At 71.0% G+C, this 26,670-nt stretch carries 11 protein-coding genes; 7 read left to right on the top strand and 4 right to left on the bottom strand.

Features of this window, described 5'->3' with window-relative positions; translation table 11 throughout:
• The first annotated feature begins 127 nt into the window (after positions 1-127).
• The 7 genes from ACFY16_RS07650 (at position 128) to ACFY16_RS07680 (ending at position 12,262) form a co-directional block, all read left to right on the top strand.
• Positions 128-1,948 (top strand): ABC transporter ATP-binding protein, encoded by a 1,821-nt coding sequence (locus ACFY16_RS07650; protein WP_390646202.1) that lies wholly within the window; start codon positions 128-130, stop codon positions 1,946-1,948.
• Positions 1,945-3,810, top strand: a complete 1,866-nt coding sequence (locus ACFY16_RS07655) for an ABC transporter ATP-binding protein (RefSeq protein WP_390646203.1) — start codon at positions 1,945-1,947, stop codon at positions 3,808-3,810. The genes ACFY16_RS07650 and ACFY16_RS07655 overlap by 4 nt, the downstream gene beginning before the upstream one ends.
• Positions 3,811-3,827: 17 nt before the next feature.
• Positions 3,828-5,570: an ABC transporter transmembrane domain-containing protein gene (locus ACFY16_RS07660; RefSeq protein ID WP_390646204.1), complete on the top strand. Its 1,743-nt coding sequence runs from the start codon at positions 3,828-3,830 to the stop codon at positions 5,568-5,570.
• Positions 5,567-7,330: an ABC transporter ATP-binding protein gene (locus tag ACFY16_RS07665; protein ID WP_390646205.1), complete on the top strand. Its 1,764-nt coding sequence runs from the start codon at positions 5,567-5,569 to the stop codon at positions 7,328-7,330. The genes ACFY16_RS07660 and ACFY16_RS07665 overlap by 4 nt, the downstream gene beginning before the upstream one ends.
• A 341-nt stretch (positions 7,331-7,671) precedes the next feature.
• Entirely contained in the window at positions 7,672-9,714 is a 2,043-nt protein-coding gene (locus ACFY16_RS07670) for a M4 family metallopeptidase (RefSeq protein ID WP_390646206.1), read from the top strand.
• Between the two features lie 300 nt (positions 9,715-10,014).
• On the top strand, positions 10,015-11,679 hold the full coding sequence (locus tag ACFY16_RS07675; protein ID WP_390646207.1) for a M4 family metallopeptidase: 1,665 nt from the start codon (positions 10,015-10,017) through the stop codon (positions 11,677-11,679).
• A 70-nt stretch (positions 11,680-11,749) separates the two neighbouring features.
• Positions 11,750-12,262: a DUF1990 domain-containing protein gene (locus ACFY16_RS07680; protein ID WP_390646208.1), complete on the top strand. Its 513-nt coding sequence runs from the start codon at positions 11,750-11,752 to the stop codon at positions 12,260-12,262.
• Between the two features lie 208 nt (positions 12,263-12,470).
• Here ACFY16_RS07680 and ACFY16_RS07685 read toward each other — a convergent pair whose 3' ends face one another.
• The 4 genes from ACFY16_RS07685 to ACFY16_RS07700 form a co-directional block, all read right to left on the bottom strand.
• Positions 12,471-12,821 (bottom strand): hypothetical protein, encoded by a 351-nt coding sequence (locus ACFY16_RS07685; RefSeq protein WP_390646209.1) that lies wholly within the window; start codon positions 12,819-12,821, stop codon positions 12,471-12,473.
• Positions 12,818-19,243 (bottom strand): RHS repeat-associated core domain-containing protein, encoded by a 6,426-nt coding sequence (locus tag ACFY16_RS07690; RefSeq protein WP_390646210.1) that lies wholly within the window; start codon positions 19,241-19,243, stop codon positions 12,818-12,820. The genes ACFY16_RS07685 and ACFY16_RS07690 overlap by 4 nt, the downstream gene beginning before the upstream one ends.
• Positions 19,240-23,631: a LamG domain-containing protein gene (locus tag ACFY16_RS07695; protein ID WP_390646211.1), complete on the bottom strand. Its 4,392-nt coding sequence runs from the start codon at positions 23,629-23,631 to the stop codon at positions 19,240-19,242. Before ACFY16_RS07695 ends, ACFY16_RS07690 begins: the two co-directional genes overlap by 4 nt.
• A 209-nt stretch (positions 23,632-23,840) precedes the next feature.
• Positions 23,841-26,459 (bottom strand): glycosyltransferase family 1 protein, encoded by a 2,619-nt coding sequence (locus ACFY16_RS07700; RefSeq protein ID WP_390646212.1) that lies wholly within the window; start codon positions 26,457-26,459, stop codon positions 23,841-23,843.
• Positions 26,460-26,670: the final 211 nt, after the last annotated feature.

Genomic DNA, 26,670 nt, shown 5'->3' on the forward strand with positions numbered 1-26,670 from the left:
GCATCAGCCGATCGGTTGATACGCCCGTACGACCTCTCGAACACCCAGGTCGTAGGACCGACGCACGATCCGGGTCCGGCCAAAACTCGGTGGGCGTTGTCAGTGGCGATCCGTAGGCTCGCCCCTGATGCCCACGACACGTGCAACCACCAAGGACCGCTCCGCCGTACGCACCCTGCTGCGTCTGTGGCCGTACGTACGGCCGGTGCGGGGGCGGCTGTTCACCGCCGCGTTCGTCGCGATCCTCGCCTCCTGCGTGGGGCTGGTGATACCGCTCGTCCTGAAGTGGATGGTGGACGGCCCGGTCGCCGACCGGGACCCCGGCGGCGTGTGGCTGGGCGCGCTGTACCTGCTGCTGCTCGGGCTCGCCGAGGCACTGCTGTTCGGGCTGCGGCGGTGGCTGGTCGCGCGGCCCCTGTCGCACGTCGAGGCGTCGATGCGGGCGCGGCTGTACCGCCACCTCCAGCGGCTGCCGGTGGCCTTCCACGACCGTTGGGCGTCGGGGCAGTTGCTGTCCCGGGCGACCACCGACCTGATGCTGCTGCGCATGTTCCTCGCCTTTCCGTTGACGTTCCTGCTGGTCAACGGGGTGACGATCCTGATCGGCGTGGTCATCATGCTGCTCCAGGACTGGACGCTGGGTCTGGTGATCCTCGGCCCCGCGGTGCCCGTGATGGTCATGTGCGTGGTCTTCGAGAAGAGGTACGCCGATGTGGCGCGGCTCGCGCAGGACCAGGTGGGCGATCTGACGACGGTCGTCGAGGAGAGCGTGCTCGGCATCCGCATCATCAAGGGGTTCGGGCGGCACCGGAGTCAGGCGCGGGCGTTCCGGGAGCTGTCCCGGACGCTGCGGGGCACGGAGCTGCGCAAGGCGCGGCTGCTGGCGACGATCTGGTCGGTCATCGTGACGCTGCCGGAGCTGTCCATCGGGGCGGCGCTGGTGGTCGGGTCGGTGCAGGTCGCGGACGGGGACCTGTCCTCGGGCACGCTGGTGGCCTTCCTGTCGACCGCGCTCGCGCTGCGCTGGCCGGTGGAGTCCATCGGCTTCCTGCTGGCGATGAGCCAGGAGGCGTCGACGGCGACGGAGCGGTACTTCGAGGTGATGGACGCGGAGCCGGAGTCGTCCACCGTGCGCGGGGCCGCCGGGGAGCCCGCGGACAGCGGGGACAGCGGACTGCGCTTCCACGACGTGCGGTTCCGCTACCCCGACGCCCCGCCCGACTCCCCTCCCCTGCTCGACCGCATCGACCTGCACATCCGCCCCGGTGAGTCGATGGCCCTGGTCGGGGCCACCGGAAGCGGCAAGACCACACTGACCGCGCTGGTCCCCCGGCTGCACGAGGTGACGTCCGGGCGGATCACGCTGGACGGCGAGGACATCACCGCGATGCCCCGCGAGGAGCTGCGCGCGAAGGTCGCCGTCGCCTTCGAGGAACCCACGCTGTTCTCCGCGAGCGTCGGCGACAACGTCCTCATGGGGGCCGACGGCAGCGCCGGCGCACCGGAACTGGAACGGGCGCTCGCCGTCGCCCAGGCCGACTTCGCGCACGCGCTGCCGCAAGGGACGCGGACCCAGGTCGGTGAGCAGGGCCTGAGCCTGTCCGGCGGCCAGCGGCAGCGACTGGCGCTGGCCCGGGCGGTGGTGGGCCGGCCGAGGTTCCTGGTCCTCGACGACCCGCTCTCCGCGCTGGACGTCCACACGGAGGCCGCCGTCGAGGCCGCCCTCCGTCACGTACTCGCGGACACCACGGCCCTGATCGTGGCCCATCGCCCCTCCACGGTCCTCCTCGCCGACCGGGTCGCCCTGCTCTCCGCCGGCCGCATCGCGGCTGTCGGCACCCACCAGGAACTACTGCGCACGAACGCGGAGTACGCCCGGCTGATGTCCGGGGCCGGGTCCGGCGACGAGCCCGGGAAAGCGTCCGGCAATGAGGAGGACGACCGATGACCGCCGCCACGACGTCCGTTCCCGCCGCCGACGGTGAGGAGGAACTGACTCGCCGCGAGGACGCGGGGGCAGGCGACCCCTTCGACCGTGACATCCTGCCCACCCCGCCCGGCGCCACAGCCACGCTGCTGCGCTCCCTGCTCGCTCCCATGAGAGCGAGGGTCGTGCTGACCACGGTCCTGCTGCTGCTCCAGCAGGCGGCGGTGCAGGCGGGGCCGCTGCTGGTGGCGTACGCCATCGACCGGGCCGTCCCGGCGTTCCGGGACGGCGACCACGGTCCGCTGATCGCGGTGGCGGTCGCCTATCTGACGTGCTCGCTGGCTTCCGGCGGGTTGCAGTACGCGTTCACCGTCGTCTCCGCCCGGGTGAACCAGGACGTGCTGCTCGATCTGCGCGGCCGGATCTTCCGTCACGCCCAGGCGCTCAGCGTTGACTTCCACGAGCGCTACACCTCGGGCCGGCTGATCTCCCGCTCCACGACGGACGTCGAGTCGCTGCGCGAGCTGCTCAGCGAGGGCTTGCAGGAGCTGGTGACGGTCCTGCTGTCGTTCGTGTACATCTCGGCGATGCTGCTCTGGCTGGACCTGGGGATCGGCGCGGTCGCGGTGGCCTCGGCCGTGCCGCTCTATCTCCTCGTACGGGTGTACCAGCGGCGCGCGGGCGAGGTGTACCGGGAGCGGTCCACGGCGATCGCTGCCGTGATCGTGAAGTTCGTGGAGACGATGAACGGCATCCGGCCGGTGCGCTCCTTCCGCCGCGAGGCCGCCAACGACGCCGAGTTCGCCGTCCTCAACCGGCGGCACGAACGCAAGAACGGCGACGCGCTCCTCGAGATGGCCCGCTATGTCGTCGGCTCCCGGCTGGTGTCCAACGCGGCCCTCGCGGCGACCGTGCTGTGGGGCGCCTACCGGGTGGCGGACGACTCGCTGGAGCTGGGCGTGCTGGCGGCGGCCGTGCTGTACCTGCGGCGGCTGTACGACCCCATCGACCGGCTCGGTATGTTCCTCAACTCCTACCAGTCGGCGGCCGCCTCGTTGGAGAAGATCGCGGGACTGCTGGCCCAGACGCCGTCCGTGCCGGAGTCCGCGGAGCCCCGGGAACTTCCGGTGCGCGAGGGCGAGCACCCCGGCCGTGAGGTCGTCTTCGACGGCGTCCGCTTCGCCTACCGCACCGGCGGCGAGGTCCTCCCCCGCTTCGACCTGACCCTCCCGGCCGGACAGACCGTCGCGGTCGTCGGCTCGACCGGCGCCGGCAAGTCCACCCTGGCCAAGCTGCTCGCCCGCTTCTACGACCCCTCCGACGGCCGGGTCCTGCTGGATGGGGTCGACCTGCGCGACCTCGCCCTGCCGGAACTGCGACGCGGGGTGGTCATGGTGACGCAGGAGGCGTTCCTGTTCTCCGGCACGGTCGCGGAGAACATCGCCATCGGCCGCCCGGACGCGACCCGGGAGGAGATCGAGCGGGCAGCGAAGGCGATCGGCGCGCACGAGTTCATCAGCGCCCTGCCCGACGGCTATGACACGGACGTACGCAAGCGGGGCGGCCGTATCTCCGCCGGGCAGCGCCAGCTCGTCGCGTTCGCCCGGGCGTTGCTCGCCGACCCGGCGGTGCTGATCCTCGACGAGGCGACCAGTTCGCTGGACATCCCCGGGGAGCGGGCCGTGCAGCGCGCGATGTCGACGGTGCTGCTCGGCCGTACCGCGGTCGTGATCGCGCACCGGCTGTCGACGGTCGAGATCGCCGACCGGGTGTTGGTCATGGAACACGGGCGGATCGTGGAGGACGGCAGCCCGGCCGAACTGACCGCGGGTACCGGCAGGTTCTCGGACCTGCACCGGGCCTGGCGGGACAGTCTGGTCTGAGCGGGGGGACTCCGAGGATGATCGACGCGTACGAGGACCCCGGCACGCCCGACTGTCGCGGCGGCTGGCGGTATCTGTGGTGGCTGGTGACCAGGCAGCCGTGGCGATCCGTCGCGGGTGCGGCGATCGCCAGTGTCTGGATGGTGCTGGGTGCGGCGACGCCGTATCTGATGTCCCGGGCGATCGACGACGGTCTGGAGCCGGGCGACCTGGGCACGCTGACCGGGTGGACCGCCGTGCTGGTCGGGGTCGGGGCGTTCAACGCCTGGCTGGGGATCATGCGGCACCGCACGATGACCCGGGTCCGGATGGACGCCAACTTCCGCACGGTCAAGGTGGTCGTCGGCCACGCGGTGCGGCTGGGGGCCGCGCTGCCGCGTCGGGTCGGGGCCGGTGAGGTGGTCACGATCGGCGTGGGCGACGTGCAGACGATCAGCTCGTCCCTGACGGTGGTCGGGCCCGGTGTCGGCGCGATCGTCGCCTACGCGGTGGTCGCCGTGCTGCTGCTGTCGGTGTCCGCGCAGCTGGCCGCTGTGGTGCTGCTCGGGGTGCCGGTGATCGTCGTGCTCGTCGGGCCGCTGATGGGGCGGTTGCAGGGCGTGGAGTCGGAGTACCGGGAGCGGCAGGGTGTGCTGACCGCGCGCATCGGCGATCTGGCGGGCGGTCTGCGGGTCCTCAACGGCCTGGGCGGCAAGGGGCTGTTCGCCGATGCCTTCCGCCGGGACTCGGGGCGGCTGCGGGAGCAGGGGTACCGGGTCGGTGCGGTGACGAGTTGGATGCAGGCGCTCGGGGTGGGGCTGCCGACGCTGTTCCTCGCCGTGGTGACCTGGCTCGCGGCCCGGCTGGCCGCCCAGGGGGACATCACCGTGGGCGAGTTGGTGGCGGTGTACGGCTATGTCGCGGTCCTGGTGGTCCCGGTGGCGTTCTTCATCGAGTGCGGCTACCAGCTCGGCCGGGGTGTGGTGGCCGCGCGGCGGGTGGTGCGGCTGCTGCGGCTGGAGCCGGAGACGGACGACGGCCGGTGCGCCGCTCCCGCCGAACCGGCGGTGCTGCACGACCCGGAGTCCGGGGTGCGGGTGGCGCCGGGGCGGCTGACCGCGCTGGCCGGGGCGCGGCCCGCCGACTCGGCCGCCGTCCTCGACCGCCTCGGCCGGTACGCCCCGTCGGCGGCGACCTGGGGCGGGACACGCCTCGACGAGATCCCGCTGCCGCAGGTCCGGGCGCGGATCCTGGTCGCCGACCACGAGGCCGACCTGTTCGCGGGGTCGCTGCGCGAGCTGGTGGGCGGGCGCCGGGAACCGGACGAACAGGCCCTCTGGGACGCGGTGCACGCGTCAGCGGCCGACGACATCGTGCAAGGCCTGCCGGACGGGCTCGACTCGGCGATCGACGCCCAGGCCCGCAACCTCTCCGGCGGCCAGCGTCAGCGCGTCCGGCTGGTGCGGGCGCTGCTGGCCGCCCCCGAGGTACTGCTGGCGGTGGAACCGACGTCGGCGCTCGACGCGCACACCGAGGCGGCGGTGGCCGCCCGGCTGCGGCACGCGCGCACCGGCCGTACGACCGTGCTGACCACCACTTCCCCGCTCGTGCTCGACCACGCCGACACCGTCCACTACCTGGCCGACGGCAAGGTCACGGCCACGGGCACCCATCGGCAACTGCTGGCGGAACAGGCCGGCTACCGGGCCCTGGTGGCACGAAACGCCGACCCGGACACCGACACGGACACCGATACCGACGCCGAGGAGGTCGTGGCATGAGCCGAGGGCAGCTTCCCATCGCCGAACCGGCCGACGTGCGCCGGGCCGCGGCGCGGCTCGTGCGGGCCGACGGTCGGGGGTTCGGGGCCGTGCTGGGGCTGAACGCGGCGGCCGCCGGGGTCGGGCTCGCCGGGCCGTGGCTGCTGGGCCGGATCATCGACGAGGTGCGGGCCGGAAGCGGGGTCGGGGCGGTGGACCGGCTGGCGGTCGGCATCGTGGTGTGCTCGGTGGCGCAGTTGCTGCTGGCGCGCTGGGCCCGGTACGCGGGGCACCGGTTCGGGGAGCGGACACTGGCGCGGGTGCGTGAGGAGTTCGTCGACCGTGCGCTGGCGCTGCCCGCGTCCGTGGTGGAACGGGCCGGCACCGGCGACCTGACCGCGCGCGGCACGGCCGACGTGGCCACCGTCGGTACCACTCTGCGCGACGCCGGGCCCGAGCTGCTGGTCAACTCCGTGCAGGCGCTGTTCCTGCTGGGCGCGGTCTTCGCGCTCGACCCGCTGCTCGGCGCGGTCGGGGTGTGCTGCCTGGCCCCGATCGGGGTGGCGCTGCGCTGGTACCTGCGCCGGGCGCGGGACGGCTATCTGGCCGAGGGCGCCGCCAACTCGGAGGTCGCCGAGATCCTCGGGGCGACCGCGTCCGGGGCGCGTACCGTCGAGGCGTTCCGTCTCGGGGAGCGGCGGATCGCGGCGAGCCGGGAGGCGTTGGAGGTCTCCCGCCGCAAACGGCTGTACACGCTGTTCCTGCGGACGGTGTTCTTCCCGGCGGTGGAGGTGTCGTACGTCCTGCCCGTGGCCGGGGTACTGCTGGTCGGCGGGGTGCTGCACACGCACGGGGCGATGAGCCTGGGGGCGGTGGTGGCGGGCGCGCTGTACCTGAAACAGTTCAGCACCCCGCTCGACGAGGTTCTGATGCGGGTGGAGCAACTGCAGAGCAGCGGCGCGTCGTTCGCACGGGTGGAGGGGCTCGCGCGGGCCCCGCGGGCGAACGATGCCGCGGATTCCCCGGTCCCGTCGGACGACCGCATCGACGTGACCGGTGTGCGCTACGCCTACGACCGCGGCGGCGAGGTGCTGCGCGGGGTCGACCTGACCGTGCGGCCCGGTGAGCGGCTGGCGGTGGTCGGCCCCTCCGGCGCCGGCAAGACCACGCTGAGCCGACTGCTGGCGGGCATCGACGCGCCGAGCGTCGGCACGGTGACGGTGGGCGGGGTGCCGGTCGCCGGGCTCCAGCCGGAGCGGCTGCGCCGCCAGGTCGTGCTCGTCACCCAGGAGCACCACGTCTTCCTCGGCACGGTCCGCGACAACCTGCGCATCGCCGAACCGTCCGCCACGGACGCGGAGTTGTGGGCGGCGCTCGCCACGGTCGGCGCCGAGGCGTGGGTACGCGAGCTTCCGGACGGCCTCGACACCCCTCTGGGGGAGGACGGTTGCGGCACGGACGGCTCGCAGGCTCAGCAACTCGCCCTGGCCCGCGTGGTGCTGGCCGATCCGCACACGCTGATCCTCGACGAGGCCACCGCGCTGCTCGACCCGACGACCGCCCGCCACACCGAGCGCGCCCTGGCCGCCGTACTGGAGGGTCGTACGGTCATCGCCATCGCCCACCGGCTGCACACCGCGCACGACGCCGACCGCGTGGCCGTGATGGAGGACGGCCGCCTCACCGAACTCGGCACGCACGAGCAGCTGGTGGAGGCGGGCGGGGCGTACGCGGCGCTGTGGCGGACCTGGCACGGGGACCCGGCAGGCGGCACTGCCTGACGCCTCGCGCCACGCACCCGACCGCCACGCAGCCGATCGCCGCGCGTCCGACGCGCCATGCATCCGACGCGCCACACACCCAACACTCCGCATATCGAACATGAACTACCGGACAACGGACCGTTTCCGGCCAACTTCCTGACGCGGCCCTGACAGAGAGCGCAATCTCCTGCCACTCTTCCCACGGCCACTTCACAGCAACCCCACAGGTTCGTCGCTGTGCCGGGGCCGTAGCTCTCACGCACGTGGTTCTGCGTACCGCCCTGTTCTGCCCGGACGGCCGACCCGCCGTCCGGTCTCCCCTGGCCGTGCGACCCGCGGCCACGCAGAAGGAGTCAGTGTTGAGCAGCAGTTCCTCTCGCAGACGCACCTCCCACAGCACGCACCGCCGGGCCGCCGCCGTCGCCCTCGCCGGCGTCACCGCCCTCCTTGCCGCAGCCGTCCAGTCGGGCGCCGCGAGCGCGGCCCCCGCCGGCGCCCCCACGGGCAAGGCCGATCCCGCCCACACCGCCGTCAAGCTCTCGCCCTCGCAGCGCGCCGAGCTGATACGCGACGCCGACGCCGCCAAGGCGGACACCGCCGAGGACCTGGGCCTGGGCGCCAAGGAGAAGCTGGTCGTGCGCGACGTCCTCAAGGACGCCGACGGCACCCTCCACACCCGCTACGAGCGCACCTACGACGGACTCCCGGTCCTCGGCGGCGACCTGGTCGTCGACACCGCCAAGTCGGGTGCGACCCAGCGCGTCATCAAGGCGACGAGTGCCGCCCTCAGGGTCTCGGACGTCACCCCGGACATCACCGTGGCGGCCGCCGAGCAGCAGGCCGTCCAGCGCGCCAAGGCCCTCGGCGGCAGCAAGTCGACCGCCGACAGCACTCCGCGCAAGGTGATCTGGGCGGCGAACGGCACGCCGACCCTGGCGTACGAGACGGTCGTCGGCGGCTTCCAGGACGACGGCACGCCGAACGAGCTGCACGTCATCACCGACGCGGCCACCGGCAAGAAGCTCTACGAGTACCAGGGCATCAAGAACGGCATCGGCAACACCCAGTACAGCGGCCAGGTGACGCTGACGACGACCCAGTCGGGCTCCACCTTCACGCTGAACGACGGCGCGCGCGGAGCCCACAAGACGTACAACTTGAACCGCGGAACGTCGGGCACCGGCACACTGTTCTCGCAGACCAACGACACCTGGGGCAACGGCACCACGTCGAACGCAGCGACGGCCGGCGCCGACGCGCACTACGGCGCCGCGGAGACCTGGGACTTCTACAAGAACACCTTCGGTCGCAGCGGCATCAAGAACAACGGCGTGGGTGCGTACTCGCGGGTCCACTACGGCAACGCGTACGTCAACGCGTTCTGGGACGACGGTTGCTTCTGCATGACGTACGGCGACGGCTCCGGCAACGCGGACCCGCTGACCTCGCTGGACGTGGCGGGCCACGAGATGAGCCACGGCGTCACGTCGAACACGGCCGGCCTCAACTACAGCGGCGAGTCCGGCGGCCTCAACGAGGCGACGTCCGACATCTTCGGCACGGGCGTGGAGTTCTACGCGGCCAACTCGACCGACGTGGGCGACTACCTCATCGGCGAGAAGATCGACATCAACGGCGACGGCACCCCCCTGCGCTACATGGACAAGCCCAGCAAGGACGGCGGCTCCGCCGACTCCTGGTACTCGGGCGTGGGCAACCTGGACGTGCACTACTCGTCGGGTGTCGCCAACCACTTCTTCTACCTGCTCAGCGAGGGCAGCGGCGCCAAGGTGATCAATGGCGTCAGCTACAACTCGCCGACCTCCGACGGCCTTCCGGTCACCGGCATCGGCCGCGACAAGGCCCTGCAGATCTGGTACCGGGCACTGACGACGAAGTTCACGTCCACCACCAACTACGCGGCGGCCCGTACCGGCACGCTCGCGGCGGCGGGTGAGCTGTACGGCACGACGAGCGCCGAGTACAAGGCGGTGCAGGACGCCTGGGCGGCCGTCGCGGTCGGCTCGCGCTCCGGTGGTGGCGGCGGCGGTGGCACGTCCTTCGAGAACACCGCCGACGTATCGATTCCGGACAACGGAGCGGCCGTCACGTCGTCGATCACGGTGTCCGGGCGGACCGGCAACGCCCCGTCGAACCTTCAGGTTTCGGTCGACATCGTGCACACGTGGCGCGGCGACCTCGTGATCGACCTGGTGGCCCCGGACGGGTCGACGTACCGCCTGAAGAACTTCAGCTCCTCCGACTCGGCGGACAACGTCAGCACGACCTACACGGTCAACGCGTCCTCCGAGGTCGCGAACGGCACCTGGAAGCTGAAGGTCCAGGACCAGGCGGCCCAGGACACCGGCTACATCAACAGCTGGAAGCTCACCTTCCCGTAGGCCTCCCCGCTCACCAGGCACCCGCAGACAGGGCGCCGCCCCGGTGGTTCGGCTCCCCGGGGCGGCGCCCCCATTTTGCCATGCGCATGCCCACCCCTGGTGATCCCTTTACCCGGGCCAAGTCCGTTTACATTCCAGCAACGTTCACCCGGTAGTCGATTTCCAGCCAACATCACATCCGGGTCCTGACATGTACGCGCCCTTGATGTCACTCTTCCTCCAACCGCCGCAGCACAGCAACTTCACATCACCTCCGGTCAGTACCCCACGCTGTCCGGACTCCCCCACCAAGGAGCTTGCGTGAGCCCCCTCTACGCGCGTCACAAGCGCACCACTCTGGCCATCGCCACCGCCGTCGCGGCCGGAGCCCTGCTCACCACCGGTCTGACCACCGGTACCGCTGCCGCCCAGACCCCGGCGGACTCCGGCAAGGCGGCGCCCCTCGCGGCGGCCCCCCTCCAGCTGTCCTCGGCAGCCCGCACCACGCTCATCCAGCAGCAGCAGGCCGACGCGCCCGAGACCGCCACGGAGATAGGTCTCGGCGCCAAGGAGAAGCTGGTCGTCAAGGACGTCGTGAAGGACGTCGACGGCACGGTCCACACCCGCTACGAGCGCACCTACGCGGGCCTCCCGGTCCTCGGCGGCGACCTGGTCGTCCACCAGTCGGCGTCCGGCGCGACCAAGAGCGTGACCAAGGCCGTCAAGGCGAGCATCAAGGTCGCCTCCGTGAAGCCGCAGATCACCGCCGCGAAGGCGGAGAAGCAGGCGCTGACCGCGGCGCAGGCCGCCGGCTCGGAGAAGACCGCGGCCGACTCCGCGCCCCGCAAGGTGATCTGGGCGGGCAGCGGCACCCCGGTCCTCGCCTACGAGACGGTCGTCGGCGGCCTCCAGGACGACGGCACCCCGAACGAGCTGCACGTCATCACCGACGCGGCCACCGGCAAGAAGCTCTACGAGTACCAGGGCGTCGAGACCGGCACCGGCAAGACCCTCTACTCGGGCACGGTCACCCTCAACACCACCCTGTCGGGCTCGACGTACCAGCTGACCGACAGCACGCGCGGCGGCCACAAGACGTACAACAAGGCGCACTCCACGACCTCCTCCGCGGGCACGCTGTTCACCGACGCGGACGACGTGTGGGGCACCGGCGCGGCCTCCAGCTCCACCACCGACCAGACCGCGGCCGCCGACGCCGCGTACGGCGCCCAGGTGACCTGGGACTTCTACAAGAGCACCTTCGGCCGCAGCGGCATCAAGAACAACGGCGTGGCCGCGTACTCCCGCGTCCACTACGGCAACGCGTACGTCAACGCGTTCTGGGACGACAGCTGCTTCTGCATGACCTACGGCGACGGCTCCGGCAACACCCACCCGCTGACCTCGCTGGACGTGGCCGGCCACGAGATGAGCCACGGCGTCACCTCCAACACCGCGGGCCTGAACTACTCGGGCGAGTCCGGCGGTCTGAACGAGGCCACCTCGGACATCTTCGGCACGGGCGTGGAGTTCTACGCGGCCAACTCGAACGACGTCGGTGACTACCTCATCGGCGAGAAGATCAACATCAACGGGGACGGCACCCCCCTGCGCTACATGGACAAGCCCAGCAAGGACGGCGGCTCCGCCAACTACTGGTCCTCCAGCGTGGGCAACCTCGACGTGCACTACTCGTCGGGTGTCGCCAACCACTTCTTCTACCTCCTGTCGGAGGGCAGCGGAAGCAAGACGATCAACGGGGTGAGCTACAACTCGCCGACGTACAGCGGCTCCACGGTCACCGGCATCGGCCGCGCCAAGGCGCTGCAGATCTGGTACAAGGCGCTGACGACGTACTTCACGTCGACGACGAACTACAAGTCCGCCCGCACGGGCACCCTCTCGGCGGCGGCCGCACTGTACGGCTCCGGCAGCACCGAGTACAACGCGGTGGCGGCGGCCTGGACGGCCGTCAACGTGAGCTGATCCACGCGGCTTGAGCAGGGCGGTACCCGGGGCGAAGGCGTCCCTGGGTGCCGCCCTACCCTTGTCTCCCATGTCCTTCACGTACGCGGACGTCGGCGCGACCCGCGAGAACGCCGGTTTCTGCCCGCCCGGCTTCCACCGCCTGCACGCACGCACCCGCCTCGGCGAGGGCGAGGAACTCTTCCGCCGGGCCGCCGAGGCCGTCCTCACCTGGGAGATGCACCGCACGATGGGCGTCGGCGTCGACGCGGACGCCGACCGTGCCGCCCCCGGCGTCGACGTCACCATCACCCTCGCCGGCATGATCAAGGCCCCCTGCCGTGTGGTCTGGACGGTCGAGGAACCCCGCCGGGCCGGCTGGGCCTACGGCACACTGGCCGGCCATCCCGAGTGCGGCGAGGAGTCCTTCGTCGTCGACCGCACCGGCGACGGCACGGTCTGGCTGACCATCTCCGCCTTCAGCCGCGCCGCCAAGTGGTACGCCCGGGCGGGCGGGGCGGCGACGCGGGGGTTGCAGCACGCGTACGCCCGGCGGTGCGGGATCGTGCTGCGCCGGATGTGCGCGGACCTCGACGAGGCGTGACGCATCGCGGCGGCCCGTCGGCGCCGGGGAGGTACACGGCCTGCTGGTCACCTCGCTCGTCCTGCCGGACCGGGTGGGCGGCGAGACCGCCCTCCGGCCGGAGCACCCGGCGGACCTGAAAGAGCGCAAGGCGGACCTGGCGCGGGCCATGGACCGGACCGTCCGGAAAAGGGGCGTCCCGGAATACCGGAACGCCCCTTTTGCATGCTCAGCTCTGCGGTCGTACCGCGCGCCAGGCCCTCTCCAGGGCGGCGAGGAACTCCGCCTGGGCCGAGCGCTGGAACCAGGTGAAGAGGATCGCCTGCGGCTGCCCGCCGATCTTCGTCTTCGGGGCGTCCGCCCAGTGGCTCAGGTGCGCCGGGTCGGGGTCCGTCGCCAGGAACACGTAGCCGTTGACGATCGGGGTGGGGGCCTTGGACAGCGGCTGGACGAGTTCGGCGAGGGTGACGACGCAATCCTTCGCGCCGCCGATCCTGGCGGTCAGGGCCCTCTTGATCTCGACCCGGTCGTCGTACAGCGTGACCTTGGCGTTGAAGCCCTTGAACGTCTGCGGACTCACCAGAACTTCACCGCTTCCCAGGTCGATCTCGCCGCGCTGCCGATCGACGACCGGACCCCGCTCGTCGCGTTCCAACCGGACCTGATGCCGCTCCAGGCGGCTGGGAAGGCGCCCGACTTGAGGAGCCCGCCGACACCCGTGGCCATGCCGATGATACCGCCGACGCAGCCTCCCCAGTCCTTCGTCCGGCAGCTGTCGTAGGTCAGGATCGCGCCTCCGACGGCGACGCTGATGCCGACGATGGCGAGCGCCGAGGCGCCGCAGACGGGCGTGCCCGCGCCGATGGTCGTCAGCTCGCACATGCCCAGCCAGGCCGTGCCGACGCCGGTGCCCACCCCGATGATCGTCTTGGCCGTCGAGTTGAGCCCGCCCTCGTCCTCCTCCTCTTCCTTGGGTTTGTTCTCCTTGGCCGCCTTGGCCTTCGCCGTCCGCATACAGCTCGCCGCGGGCTTGCCGGAGCGCATGCAGACGTCGAACTCGATGGCCTTGTCGCGGTCCGCGCCCTTCAGGGAGTTCAACCAGTTCCGGTACTCCCCGTTGGACAGCTTGCTGTAGTTCTTGCTGCCGGTGTAGTTGAGGTCCTTCTGCAGCCAGTCGTAGGTCTTCTTGTCGATCGGCTTGGTGCTGCCGCCCGAATTGCCGTTGCCGTTACCGCTGCCGGTGCCGTCGTGGCTGGACCCGTCGTACTGGTCGGACGCGGGGTCGTTCTCCGGCTTGTACGTGCCGTAGGTGCCGTTGGTGCCCGAGCAGTAGTGGGGGTAGCAGCTCTCGAGGCCGGTGGGGTCGCTGGCCGTCGTCGGGTTGTTGTCGGCGTAGTTGTAGCCGTTGATCTGCTGCGGGTTGGTCGGGTTCATGACCGGGTCGACGGACAGGAAGCGTCCGGTCGACTCGTCGTACTCGCGGGCCCCGAGGTGGGTCAGCCCGGTCGTGGTGTCGTCCGTGCCGCCGACGAATCCCTTGGTGCCCGGCCAGGCCGTCGCCGCGGTGCCGCGTTCCTCGCCGAAGGGGGTGGTGCGGCGCTGCTGGAGCGCCTGGGTCGCGGCGTCGACCGCGAGCTGGCCGGTGCCCTGGTGGTCGGGGATGACGAAGGACACCTTGTCGTCGTCGGTGCGTACAGCCTGCATGCCGTTGCCGAGGTCGTAGTACCGGGTGGCCTGGGGCTTGGTGGCGCCCTTGGGCAGCACGATCTCGCTGTTGCCGAGGTACAGCGTGGTGTCGGCGTCGGTGCGCTGGATCAGCCGGTTGCCGTCGGCGTCGTACAGGTACGAGGTCGTCTTCGTCCCGCCGCTGCCGTTCGGCTCGGTGACCTTGGCCAGGCGCCCCTCCGCGTCCCAGTCCAGGTCCTGGGTCACGCCCCCGATGGTGCGGGTCTCGGTGTTGCCGGTCGGGTCGTAGGTGTAGGAGGTCTTGGAGGTGGCGCCGTTCGGGCCGGTCGTGTCGACCTGCGTCAGGGTGTGGGACTTCGCCGAGCCGGCGGGCGGGTAGGTGTACGTGCTCCTGACGTCCTTGGCCGTGTCGCCGCTGGGGGCGTGCTCGACCTCGGTGGCCCGGTTGCCGACCGACGCGCCGTTCGTCTCCTTGTCATAGCTGTAGGAGGTCCAGTACGGGGCCGGGCCGCCCAGTACCGAGGCCGCCGGGGTCGCCGCGCAGCCGGTGCTGCCCTGCGCCCAGGCCTCGGTGAGGCGTCGCAGGTAGTCGTAGCTGAAGCACTGCTGGTCGGTGCCGTCGCGGGAGGTGTCGGCGATCGACAGGACGTTGCCGGTCTCGTCGTAGCCGTAGGTGAGGGCACGGTCGACCCCGGCGACGCCCTCACGTTCCACGCGGGAGGTCTTCAGGCGCTGGGTTCCCCACTCGTAGGAGTTGGAGACCTGTGTGTACTTCCCTCCGGTGGTGGCGACCTGGAGCTGCATCGGTTTGCCGGTGTAGCTGTAGTCGACGTTCGTCAGGTAGGAGGTCGCGCCGGACGCCTTGACCGGCCGGTGGGTCGCGTCGTAGCCGAGGTTCAGGGCCTCGCCGGGCAGTGAGCCGGCCGCCGGGTAGGACGTGCCGGCGACCGTGCCGTCGAGGTTGTACTGGGTGTTGATCTGGTAGGAGCCCTGAAGCTCCTTCTCGGCGGCCGGGATGACGGTCGTGGTGCGGGTCGCCCGGTACAGGCCGTCGTAGGCGTTGACGTTGGTCGTGTACTCGTTGGTGCCGTCGTAGCGCGTCGAGGACGCCAGCCGGCCCTTGGCGCCGGAGACGGTGTCGTAGACCCACTTCGACAGCAGGGTGCCGGTGGCGGTGTCCTTGTGCAGCTCGGTCTTGCGGCCGAGGTCGTCGTAGACGTAGGCGAGTGTGACCTCGCGGTCGTCCGTCACGGACGTCAGCTGTCCGCGGTCGTCGTACTGGGAGTCCACCGTGCCCTTGTCGGGGTCGGTGGACTTCTTGGTGCGCCCGAGCTGGTCGTACTCGTAGGTCCACTTGTTGCCGACCGGGTCGGTGACCTGCGACAACTGTCCGGCGGGGGTGTACTCGTACGCGGTGGTGTCGTGCGCGCCGGCCGGCGTGCCGCCCCGGTACTGCCACAGCTCCCGCGTCCGGCCCCGGGCGTCGGTGACCGTCGTGGTGGCCGGGGAGCCCTTGGGCGGGGTGACGGTGACGCGGTCGCCGCCGTAGACGGTGGTCGTGGTGGACAGGACCGTGCCGCCGTCGCCGTTGCCCGCGACCTCCTTGCGCTGGGTCTCCCGGCCCAGGCCGTCGTGGCTGAACCAGGTCTGGGTCTCCACGCTCAGCGCGTCGTCCAGCACCAGCGGGACGGTGGAGGGCGGGGAGGTGTTGTAGTAGCTCGCGAAGGTCTTCGCGGTCAGACCACGGTCGTCGTAGAAGGTGTCCGTCAGCAGCCGGCCGCCGTCCGGGCCCGGGTCCTGCGTCTGGGTGGGGCGCAGGAAGCCGTCGTACAGGTCGTACGCCGTCTCCTGACTGCCGTCGTTGTTGAGGGTCTTCGTCCCGACGGCCACCGCCTTGTTCTCGGCGACGGTGTAGGTGAACTCGTAGTTCGGGGTCTGGCTGTTGGCCTTGGACCGGTTGGGCAGCCACACCTTCAGCGAACGGCCGAGCGCGTCGTACGTCAGGTCGGTGCGCTTGGAGTTGGTGTCCACGACGGCCGTGGGGACGCCGCGCACCGGGTCCAGCGTCGTGGTGGACGACTGGGCGGTGGTGCTGTCACCGGCCTTGGCGGGCGGGGTCGTGACCTTGCTGCTGGTCGGGATTCCGGTGGTCGGGGTGTAGGCGGTCGTGGTGGTACGGCCGTCCTTGCGCTCGGTGCGGCTCAGCGTGCCGGAGCCGTTCACCGTCACGTTCGCGGTGAGGTCGGTGGTGCTGACCGCGCGGCCGTAGAGGTCGTACGTGGTGCCCTTCTCCAGGTAGGTGGCGGTGGTTCCGTCGTGGGACTTCAGCGTGGCGACGTAACGTGCCTCGCCCTTGCCGGGCCGGGCGCTGTAGTCGGCCCCGTCGTAGGCGGTGCGCACGTCGGAGAGGACCTGGGTGGCCCGCTTCGGGGTGGTGTCGCAGTCGACGGAGACCGTCTCGACGCGGGCGGCCAGGGAGTACAGGTTGGCCGTCGCGTTGTCCGCGTACGTCGTACGGGTGCAGGTGTTGTCGGTGCTCACACCCGTCTCGCCGAGGTCGTTGACCTGGGTGGGGCGGCCGGTGGCGTCGTCGAACGTGGTGTAGCTGGTGGTCTCGCGCCACTTGGCGCCGACGCCGTCGTCCAGCGATGTGTAGGTGTGGGTGGAGTCCGTGCCGCTGAAGTCGGCGGTGCTGGTGCCCCAGGAGCGGGTGCGCCTGGCGGTCTCGTGGAACCAGCCGTGGTTCACCGTCTTGTCCAGGATGCGGCCGCCCGGCCCGGAGTACTTCTCCGTGCGGTACTCGAAGCCCTGCAGGGCCTCCCAGTCGCTGAGGGTGGCGCCCTCACCGTTGTCCAGCGTGACGGTCTTGGTGCCGCCGTCCTTGTCGAGGCGGTCGCCGTGCATGCCGCGCAGGAAGTAGTGGTCGGTCTGCGTCTCCATTCCGGACGTGCCGCCGGTCTGGACCCGTACGTGCCGGTAGCCGCGCCACTGCGACCATGTCTTGTACTTCTCCTTCGTCAGCCCGTCGTCGTCGTTGTAGTGCCAGGCCGCCCCGTCGAGGTACGAGTACTGACTGATCATGTCCGGGGACCGGCCCGTGCGGTCGGTCTGCGTCACCGAGGTCACCACGTACTTGTTGAACCACTGCAGGGACGGGTCCGCGTCACCGGAGGCCGTGTAGTAGAGCGGATAGCAGCGGGTGGTGTTGGTCTCGGGCGTGGGCAGGGCGTCCCAGGAGCACGGCGCGGCCGAGTAGTTGATGTCGATCTGGCCGCCCGACTCGTCCGCGATGGTCGACAGCCGGTGCTTGATGAAGGGCGCGGTGCCGTCGCCCGTCCTGTCGAGGCGGTTGGCGTCCTGGTGGTAGGTGAACGTGACCTTCGGCAGGGTGATCGACGGGGTGGCCGACTTTCCGGTGTGCTGGACGGAGTCCAGCAGCAGCGAGTAGTCGATGTCCGCCATGCCCCAGCGCTGGGTCAGCGCCCAGGAGTCGGCGTCCGTGTACGTGCCGTCCGATTTCAGCGTCTGGGTCAGGACGGAGGCCAGGCGCTGGCGGGTCCAGAAGGTGGGCGAGTACTGGCCGGTGCAGTCCGTGGCGGTCTTGCAGTTCAGGTCCCACGGCGTGTCGTACCAGTAGAACGACTTGTCGTCGATCGTGTCGGCCGCGCACGTCACCCCGGTCTCCGGGATGCACCGCTCGGTCGAGGTGAAGTCCACCTTGGCGAGGGCCTTCGCGGAGTAGACCGTGTCACTGCGCAGCCCGTACTCGATGCGGTCCAGGGTGCCGCCGCGCACGTAGGGCGTGTCGTCGGCGGCCTTCAGCGCGCGCCCGTAGTTGTTGGTCTCCTTGTCGTAGTAGTACGCGATGGCGTTGCCGTGCGTGTCGACGACGTAGTCCAGGTTCCAGCGCCAGGCCTGCTGGCACCAGGACGCGGCGAAGGTGCTCGCGTGGCAGGGCTCGTTGTCGTCGTCGCCGAAGACCGGCACCGTCCAGGTGGAGTCGGTGGTCTCCTTGCCGGAGGCCCAGCCGGGCAGCTTGTGGTAGCCGAAGAAGTACTGGGTGCCGTCGGTCGTGGTGACCTTCCAGTACTCCTGGTTGTCGTCCCCGTTGTCCCGCGGGTCGGACGTCGTGCCGGTCAGCCGCTCGACCCGGGTGCCGTCGTCGTTCTTCAGCCGCCACTTGCCGTCCGAGGCCTGGATCAGCTCGCCGCCCTTGCCGTTGAAGCTGAGCGTGGCGTTGTCGTAGCCCCAGCACAGGTCACCGGGCTTGTTGCCGTCGACGGTGATCCCGTCGTCGGCGCACGGCTTGTAGGAGCGCTCGATGAAACCGGGCCACAGATCGAAGCCGTCGCCGGCCCAGGACGCCTGGTTGTTGGACGTGGTCGTCCGGCCGTCCATGGAGCCGGAGGAGTAGCTCAGACCGACGGTGGGCACGAGGCCGCCGGGGACGGCGGGCACGTTCATCCCGTACGACCAGGAGAAGTCGCCGGTGCTCAGGCCCGTCTGCCAGGTGGCCGACGGGGAGAGGCTGGTGGCCTTGTAGTCGCCGTCGCTGCCGGAGGCCTCGGCGGTCACCGCGAGGACGGTCGCGGAGCCGGCCTCCGCCGACAGGGCGGTCGCCGACGACGTGGCCGGGACACCGACCGCGTCCGCCGCCAGGGTGTGGTGCTCGGTGTCGTTGACGGCCGCGACCGGTTCGGCGGTACGGCACGACGGCCGCTCGGGGGTGGTCAGCGCACAGGCGGGCAACCGCACGAGGCGCAGCCGGGAGCCGTAGCCGCCGCCGTACGCCTCGGCGAAGCGGCCGTAGTCGATCTCCAGGCCGATCTTGCCCGCCCGGGTGCCGGCGTCGGCGCGGTCGACGGCGAGGAGCAGCCCGTCGTCCACACCGGCGCCCGTCGCCGTGTCGCGGTCCAGGACCCGCACCCGTGCCTTGGCGACGCGCTCGGTCGCGGCCTCGGCCGACTTGGGTGCGCGCACGGCCACGGGCAGTTCGCCGGCCCTGGTGCGGGCCGGTGTGCCCTGCGCCGTCGTACGGGCCGCGGGCACCGCCGCCGTCGCCTCACCGGACACCGGCCAGGCCGCGGCCGGATCCCCCTGCGGGGTCAGCGGCGCCGTGGTCCGCGCCCGCGGCTTGACCTTGGCGTCGTGACCGGAGACGGGCTTGTCCGGCTGGACGACGGCCGTGCCGCCCTTGCCCGAGCCGGCCGCCACGGCCGTCCGGGCCGTCACCATCGGGACGAGGGAACCCACCAGTACCGCCGACACGACGAGTGCCGTGCGTCTGCGGGTCCCTCTCCACCTCTGCGTCTTCACTGGGCCTCCCCGCTGCCCGGAACCACGGTCGGCAGATCGGCGGCGCCGAGTGCCAGCTGCTGGATCTGGTCCTGGTCGAGGGCGCCCTGGAACGCCCAGACGTCGTCGATGCCGCCGGACCAGTTGTCACCCCACGTGCCCGCGCTCTTCGCCCGGCCCAGTTGCAGGGTCTTGGTGGCGTTGAAGCCGAGGGCGTTGTCGGCCCAGGAGACGTGGTCGGTGCACGCCGGGTCGTCCTGGGTGCCGTCCGCGTCGTCGTCGGCGCAGACGTACTGCTCCAGCTGGCCGTTGACGTAGAGCTTCATCGTGTCGGCGAACGCGTCGTGGACCAGCGCCAGGTGGTTCCAGCCGTTGGCGCTGTAGTCGTCGAAGAGCGTGCTGCCCGCCGACGCCTCACTTGCCGACGTGGAGTCCGCGTCCGGCATCGTGATCCGCCAGTTCCCGGTGGGGATCGGCGTCGACGGGTCCCCGTCGTCCGGTCCCGGCTCGTAGCCGAGGACGAAGGCGCTGTTGACCGCGCCCTCCTGGCTCAGCACCGCCCCTGGCTGCTGCGGACGGCCGGACGGAGCCTGCGCCCACGCCGTCACCGTGAAGCTCTGGCTGGTGTCGACCGGAACGGAGGCGGTGGCCGCGTAGTCGTCGGTGCCGTCGAGGAGCAGCGCGCCCGAGTCCACCCAGCCGCTGCCCGTGGTCGCCCCGTTGTACAGGGTCACCGGGCGGTTGCCCGCGGAGGCGTCCGCCGAGGCGACCGGCGAGCCGGAGGCCGACTCCACCTTCCAGCGGCCCTTGACCACCGGGTGCGCCTTGAACAGGTTCTTCACCTCGTCGCCCGAGATCACCCGGTCGTAGAGGCGTACGTCGTCCATGTCGCCCTTGAGGAAGCCCGTCGGGCTGCCGGTGGCGTTGCCCGCCGCGCCGAGCGTCACCTTGCCGACCGCGAGCCACGGCGTGGTGAACGGGCTGGTCGCCTTGAGCACACCGTTGACGTACAGCCGCATCTCGCCGACGTCGTAGTCGTAGACCCCGACCACATGACTCCACTCACCGAGCCCGGCCGCCGCGCAGTTGGTGTTCGCCGGGCAGGCGTTCTCCTGCGCGCGCACCACGGTGGCGTCGGCGGTGTCGGCGGTCTCCCGCAGGAACACCCAGCCGCCGAGCGCGGACGAGTGGTAGAGCTCGAACCCGCGGTTGACGGTGCTGCTCTGGCTGATCGCCGTCATCGCCCGGGCTTCCTTGTCCTTGGGCAGCCTCGCCCACAGGGACACCGAGAAGCTCTGGTAGGTGTCCAGCACCGGCTGGCTCGTCTCGGCGTAGTCGTCCGTACCGTCCAGGGTCAGCGCCGTGCCCGCCGCGCCCGTGGTGCCCAGGGCGGCGCCGCCGCGCAGGGTGGCCGACAGCGTCTGGGCCCGGCCCGTCACCAGCGAGGCGTCGGACGCCTCGTCCAGCGGGAAGACCAGCTTCGCCGGCCGGCCGCCGCTCACCACCGGCTTCTTGGCGTTCAGGGTGGACACCTGCGCGTCGGTCAGCTGGTAGTCGAACAGCTGCACCTCGTCGAGGTCGCCCTTGAAGAAGCTGCCCAGCACGCCCGACTTGCGGGTCGCCCCGATCAGCGTGGAGCCGCGGGCGTCCCAGGGGCCGCTGAAGGCCGCCGTTCCCGCCAGCGAGCCGTTCACATACAACTTCACCTGGGAGTTGACGTTGTCGAACACGCCCACGAGGTGGGTCCACGTGTTGGCCCGCGAGCTCACGCAGGCCGTGTCGCCGCTCGCGCAGGCCGGCTGCATCGCGCGCGACGCCGTGGCGCTCTCCGAGTCCGCGCCGTGCCGTACGAACACCCAGCCCGCGCGGGACGGCGAGTAGTACAGCTCGAAGGCGCTGCGCACGCTGCCCACCTGGGAGAGGGCCACCGCTCCCTCCGGGGCGTCGGCCGGGATGTCCCCGACCTTCGCCCACAGCGACACCGAGAAGCTCTTCGCGGTGTTCAGGACCGGCGACACCGTCGTCGCATAGTCGTCGGTGCCGTCCAGGTGGAGGCCGTTGCCGCTGACGCCCGCGACACCGGTCTGCGCGCCCCCGTTGAGAGTGGCCTCCCAGGGGCCGCCCGAACCGGCGACGGTGCTGCCGCCGGCGTTCTCGTCGAGCTGCCAGGACATCCGGTCCGGCTGTCCGGCGCGGACGCGGAAGTAGAAGATGCCGATGCTGCTGCCGTTGCCCGCCGCGTCGAATGCCTGCGCGGTGACGTAGTTGACGCCGGACTTGGTCGGCATGAACTTCATCGTCTTGGCGCCACCGGTGGTGGTGGTCAGTGTGTGGGCGCTGCTCGGCTGGCCGTTGATGCCGAACCAGTACTTGGTGACGTCCGTGGCCGTGGAGTCGATGGTGAAGGAGCCGTAGCGGCCCACTCCGTCCAGCCAGGGGTCGTTGGGGTTCTCCGGGTCCGATTCCGGATACTGCGTGGAGGCGATCGACGGCTCGGCCGGCACGCTGGTGTCGTAGATCATCGCGCAGTCGGTGGCCGAGCCCGTGTACGACCACGGCGACCACTGCGCCCCGTCGTACGACCGCGCGTGCCAGCCGATCTTCGTGTTCTTCGGGATGCTCGACGGCAGGGTGACCGAGAAGTCGGAACCGGAGGCCTTGTACCCCGACCGTGCCGAGGTCCAGCGCGCCGTCCAGCCCTTGCTGTCACCGGTGTCCCAGGACGCCTGGAACTGCACCGCCACACTGTCGCCGTCGGGGTCCGTCACGTCGTTCGCGCGCAGGGTCGGCAGGATCCGCACCCGCTTGACGGTCGAGGAGCAGGTGCCGCCGGGGTTCTGTGTCAGCTGGGACATCTTGATCTGGCCGGGGGGACGGTTGTACTGCACCCGCAGCCACGCGTCGTCGGCGAACCGTTTCCAGGCGGACGGGTCGGTCTCGCTCTTGGCGCGCAGCCCGAACGTCGTGGTCGCCCAGCCGTTCGCGGCCGCCTGCTGCACCGCCCGCAGTGCCCAGAACTCCACGTTGCCGCCGGGGCAGTCGCCGCTCCAGCCCTTCGCCTCACTGCGCGTCTGGAGCAGATCGACCCAGAAGGCGTCGTTGTTCTGGGTGTTCCAGGTGGTCGACTTCGAGATGCCCTTGGTGCGGTAGAGCTGCACGTCCGTCTTGGTGCAGCTGTAGGAGTGCGTCTCCGGTACGACGAACTCCGCGGACAGGATCGTCTTGCCCGCGAAGCGCGAGGTGGGAACGGCGTAGAAGAGCCTTTTGACGTCCTCGGGCGCGCACCGGGCGTCACCGGCGCAGTAGCCCATGCCCGAGTCGGAGTCGCCGTTGAAGCGCCACTGCGGGGAGGACGCCCAGTACCGCGACACCATCGTCCAGTCGCCCGCCTTCGGCGAGTACCACTGCGGGTCGATGTAGACCGGGTAGGTCGCGTCTTTCAGCAGCTTCTGGTCGGGCGTCAGCACCAGTTCGTCACCGCCGGTGGTGACCTCGACCCCGAGCGGGGCGACCTGGGCGGACTCACCCGGGCCCGGCGCCTCGTCATCGGCGGCTGACGCCGGCGGCGCGGTGGTGCTGGTGGTGCTGGTGGTGCGCAGGGCAGCCGTGTTGGCGGTGGCCGCCTTGGCCGTGGCCGGGTCGGTGCCCTTGCTGGAGTCCCACATCAGCGGCCGCGGCGCCTCGAACACCGTGCCGCCGGCGCCGGAGTCGGTCGCCGCCAGGCCGCCGTCCGCGGTCTCCCCCACAGTCATGCCGTCGGCGTCCATCGCGAGGCGCAGCTCGGCCAGCTTCGGATTCGCCGCCGCCTGAGCCGACTTGACCACCAGCACCTGCGAGATGCCGTCGATGTCGGCGCGTACCTGGAGGTCCACGTCCGGCAGGACCGACGGGTACGTGGCCGTCGCGCCGTCGAGCACCGGCGCCGGCAGCTTGCCCGGCCACGACAGCGACAGCTCACGCCCCGCCTGCTCCAGCCGGACCAGCGGCTGGTCCCCGCCGCCCGAGAACGCGATCCCGGTCGCCGCCGCCTTCGGCGCCACCGATCCGTCCGGCCGTCGCTCCAGCGTGGTGTCGATGTCCTTCCACGCCCCGTCGACCCGCGTGCGCACCGGACGCATGTGCTCGATCGCCTCGAGCGTGCCGTCCGGCTTCGCGAACACCTCGGCCGTCTCGCTCCGCAGAGCGGCGACCTCCACGTCCTTGCCGGTCCGCCTGGCCTCGGCCAGGGCCGCGTCCTCCGTGCCGTTCCCGGCAGCGGTGTCAGCGACGGTGTCGGCGACGGACGTTGATTCCGCCCTGGCGGCGGCTGCCGCCGGCGGTGGCGAAGTGAGCAGCCCGGCGACCAGCAGGGCGCCGAGCAGTCCTCCGAAGCCACGCGCCGACGGACGTCTGGACAGACGTCTCCCCATGACGTTCCCTCCCCCGTTCCCTCACGTGTCTCTTACGACACGGACGGGAGGGGAATCTAGGGGGGGCCTGTACGGCCGTCCAGACTGCGCAAAACAGGCAAACGTTCACCGGTCTCCCATGAACCCACAAAGCCCGGGGAGTGATTAACATCACAGATGAACGTTTGTCATTGCGCGGACGGACTCCTGGTGTCCGCCACCTCAAACCGCTATCGCATCAGCACTCCCGCCGCCTCCACGGATTCCTCCGACGGAACCGCCAGCAACCCCAACTCCGCGCCGGATGCCAGGAGTCGGTGGGCGGGAAGGATGCGGACCGTGTAGCCGTAGGGCCCCGTTCGGTCCAGCGACAGCGGCCCCTCGTACATCCACCGCCCCTCCAGGTCCGGCCCGCCCGTCGGCTTCAGCGGGACCGTCGCCGCGTCCGTGATGCGGTCCTCGGAGTCCACGCGGCCCGAGACCGCCTGCACCTCGACGTCGTCGGTGCCGAGCTCGCCCAGGGCGACGCGCACCCGCAGGACGAGGGTGGTGCCGAGCTCGGCGGTGGCCGTGGCGGTGGCGGTCTCCACATGGTCGACGCTCACGCCGTGCCAGGCGGCGCGCACCCGGGCCTTCCACGCGGCGAGTTCGCCGGCGGCGGCCGGGGTCATCGAGCGGTGGGCGTGGGAGGCGGGGGTGTAGAGGCGTTCGACGTACTCGCGGACCATGCGGCCCGCCAGCACCTTCGGGCCGAGCAGGGTCAGGGTCTGGCGGACCATCTCGATCCAGCGGTCGGGCAGACCGTGCCGGCCCCGCTCGTAGAAGCGGGGCGCCACCCGCTGTTCGAGGAGGTCGTAGAGGGCGGCCGCCTCGATGTCGTCGCGGCGGTCGACGTCGGTGCCGGAGCCGTCCGCCGTGGGGATCGCCCAGCCGAAGTCCGGCTGGAACCACTCGTCCCACCAGCCGTCCAGCACGGAGAGGTTGAGGCAGCCGTTGAGGGCCGCCTTCATGCCGGAGGTGCCGCAGGCCTCCAGGGGCCTGAGCGGGTTGTTCAGCCAGATGTCGCAGCCCGGGTAGAGCTTCTGCGCCATCGCCATGCCGTAGTCCGGCAGGAACACGATCCGGTGGCGCACCCGCGGGTCGTCGGCGAACCGCACCAGCTCCTGGACGAGCCGCTTGCCGCCGTCGTCCGCCGGATGCGCCTTGCCCGCGACCACGATCTGGAGGGGGTGCTCGGGGTGCAGCAGCAGGTCCATCAGACGGTCGCGGTCACGCAGCATCAGCGTCAGCCGCTTGTACGACGGGACCCGGCGCGCGAAACCGATGGTGAGGACGTCCGGGTCGAGCACCCCGTCGATCCAGCCGAGCTCGGCCGCACCGGCGCCGCGCTGCCGCCAGGAGGCCCGCAGCCGTTCCCGCACCTCCACCACCAACTGCTCGCGCAGTTCCCGGCGCAGCTCCCAGATGTCCTGGTCCGGGATGTCGCCGACCGCGTCCCAGCGGTCCGAACCGCCGACGGTCAGCGCGTCCTCGGTACGCTGGGGGCCGATCTGGCGGGCGCCGAGCCGGAGGACCTCCGGGGCCACCCAGGTCGGGGCGTGCACGCCGTTCGTCACGGAGGTGATCGGCACCTCCTCGGGGTCGAATCCGGGCCACAGGCCGGCGAACATCTCCCGGCTGACCTGGCCGTGCAGCAGCGACACGCCGTTGGCGCGCTGGGCCAGGCGCAGGCCCATCACGGCCATGTTGAAGAGGTTGGGCTCGCCTCCGGGGTAGGTCTCCATGCCGAGCCGCAGCACACGTTCGACATCGATGTGCGGGAGTTCCGCTTCGGGCCCGAAGTGGCGGGCGACCAGCTCGCGGTCGAAGCGGTCGATGCCGGCCGGGACGGGGGTGTGGGTGGTGAAGACGGTCCCCGCGCGGACCGCCTCCAGGGCCGCGTCGAAGTCCAGGCCCCGCTCGCCCAGTTCCGCGATGCGCTCCAGACCGAGGAAGCCCGCGTGACCCTCGTTGGTGTGGAACACCTCCGGTTCGGGGTGGCCGGTCAGGCGGCAGTACGTGCGTACCGCCCGGACACCTCCTATACCGAGCAGCATCTCCTGGAGCAGCCGGTGCTCGCTGCCGCCGCCGTAGAGCCGGTCGGTCACGCCGCGTTCGCCGAGGTCGTTGTCCTCGACGTCCGAGTCGAGCATCAGCAGCGGCACCCGGCCGACCTGGGCCAGCCAGATCCGGGCGCGCAGGGACCTGCCGCCGGGCAGGGCGAGGGAGACCTGCGCCGCGGTGCCGTCGGCCTCCTTCAGCAGGGCGACGGGCAGCTCGTTGGGGTCGAGGACCGGGTAGTGCTCCTGCTGCCAGCCGTCCCGGGAGAGGCTCTGACGGAAGTAGCCGTGCCGGTAGAGCAGCCCCACCCCGACGAGCGGTACACCGAGGTCGCTGGCCGCCTTCAGATGGTCGCCGGCGAGGATGCCGAGGCCGCCGGAGTACTGGGGCAGGGCGGCGGTGATGCCGAACTCGGGGGAGAAGTAGGCGACCGCGGCCGGGAGGTCCGCGGACTGCGTCTGGTACCAGCGGGCGCCGGTCACATAGTCGTTGAGGTCGCCCGCGGCCGCGGTGAGGCGGCGCAGGAAACGGCGGTCGTCGGCCAGCTCCGTGAGCCGCGCGGGCGGCACGCTGCCCAGGAGTCGTACGGGGTCACCGCCGCAGGCGGCCCAGCACTCGGGGTCGACGGACTGGAAGAGGTCGCGGGTCTCCGCATGCCAGGACCAGCGCAGGTTACGGGCCAGATCGCTGAGCGGCCGGAGGGAGTCGGGGAGAACGGGACGGACGGTGAATCGACGGATCGCCTTCACATTCCACCTCGGCGCAAGTCGCTGTGCGGACGCACGGCGGTGTGCGTCTCGTCGTCGCTCTCGACGGTACCGGCGTTGGTGTCGCCGTCGCTGGGGGCTACGCCCGCAGACCCCCCGTTTCGGCCCGAACAGACGCACCCGGCCGATATGGCCGATTCCACCCCCGTAGGCCTTCTTGTGGTGCTTCACGCGGCGCGAAAGGCTGCCAGTG

The sequence above is a fragment of the Streptomyces sp. NPDC001315 genome (genome assembly GCF_042896175.1).
Lineage (GTDB): Bacteria > Actinomycetota > Actinomycetes > Streptomycetales > Streptomycetaceae > Streptomyces.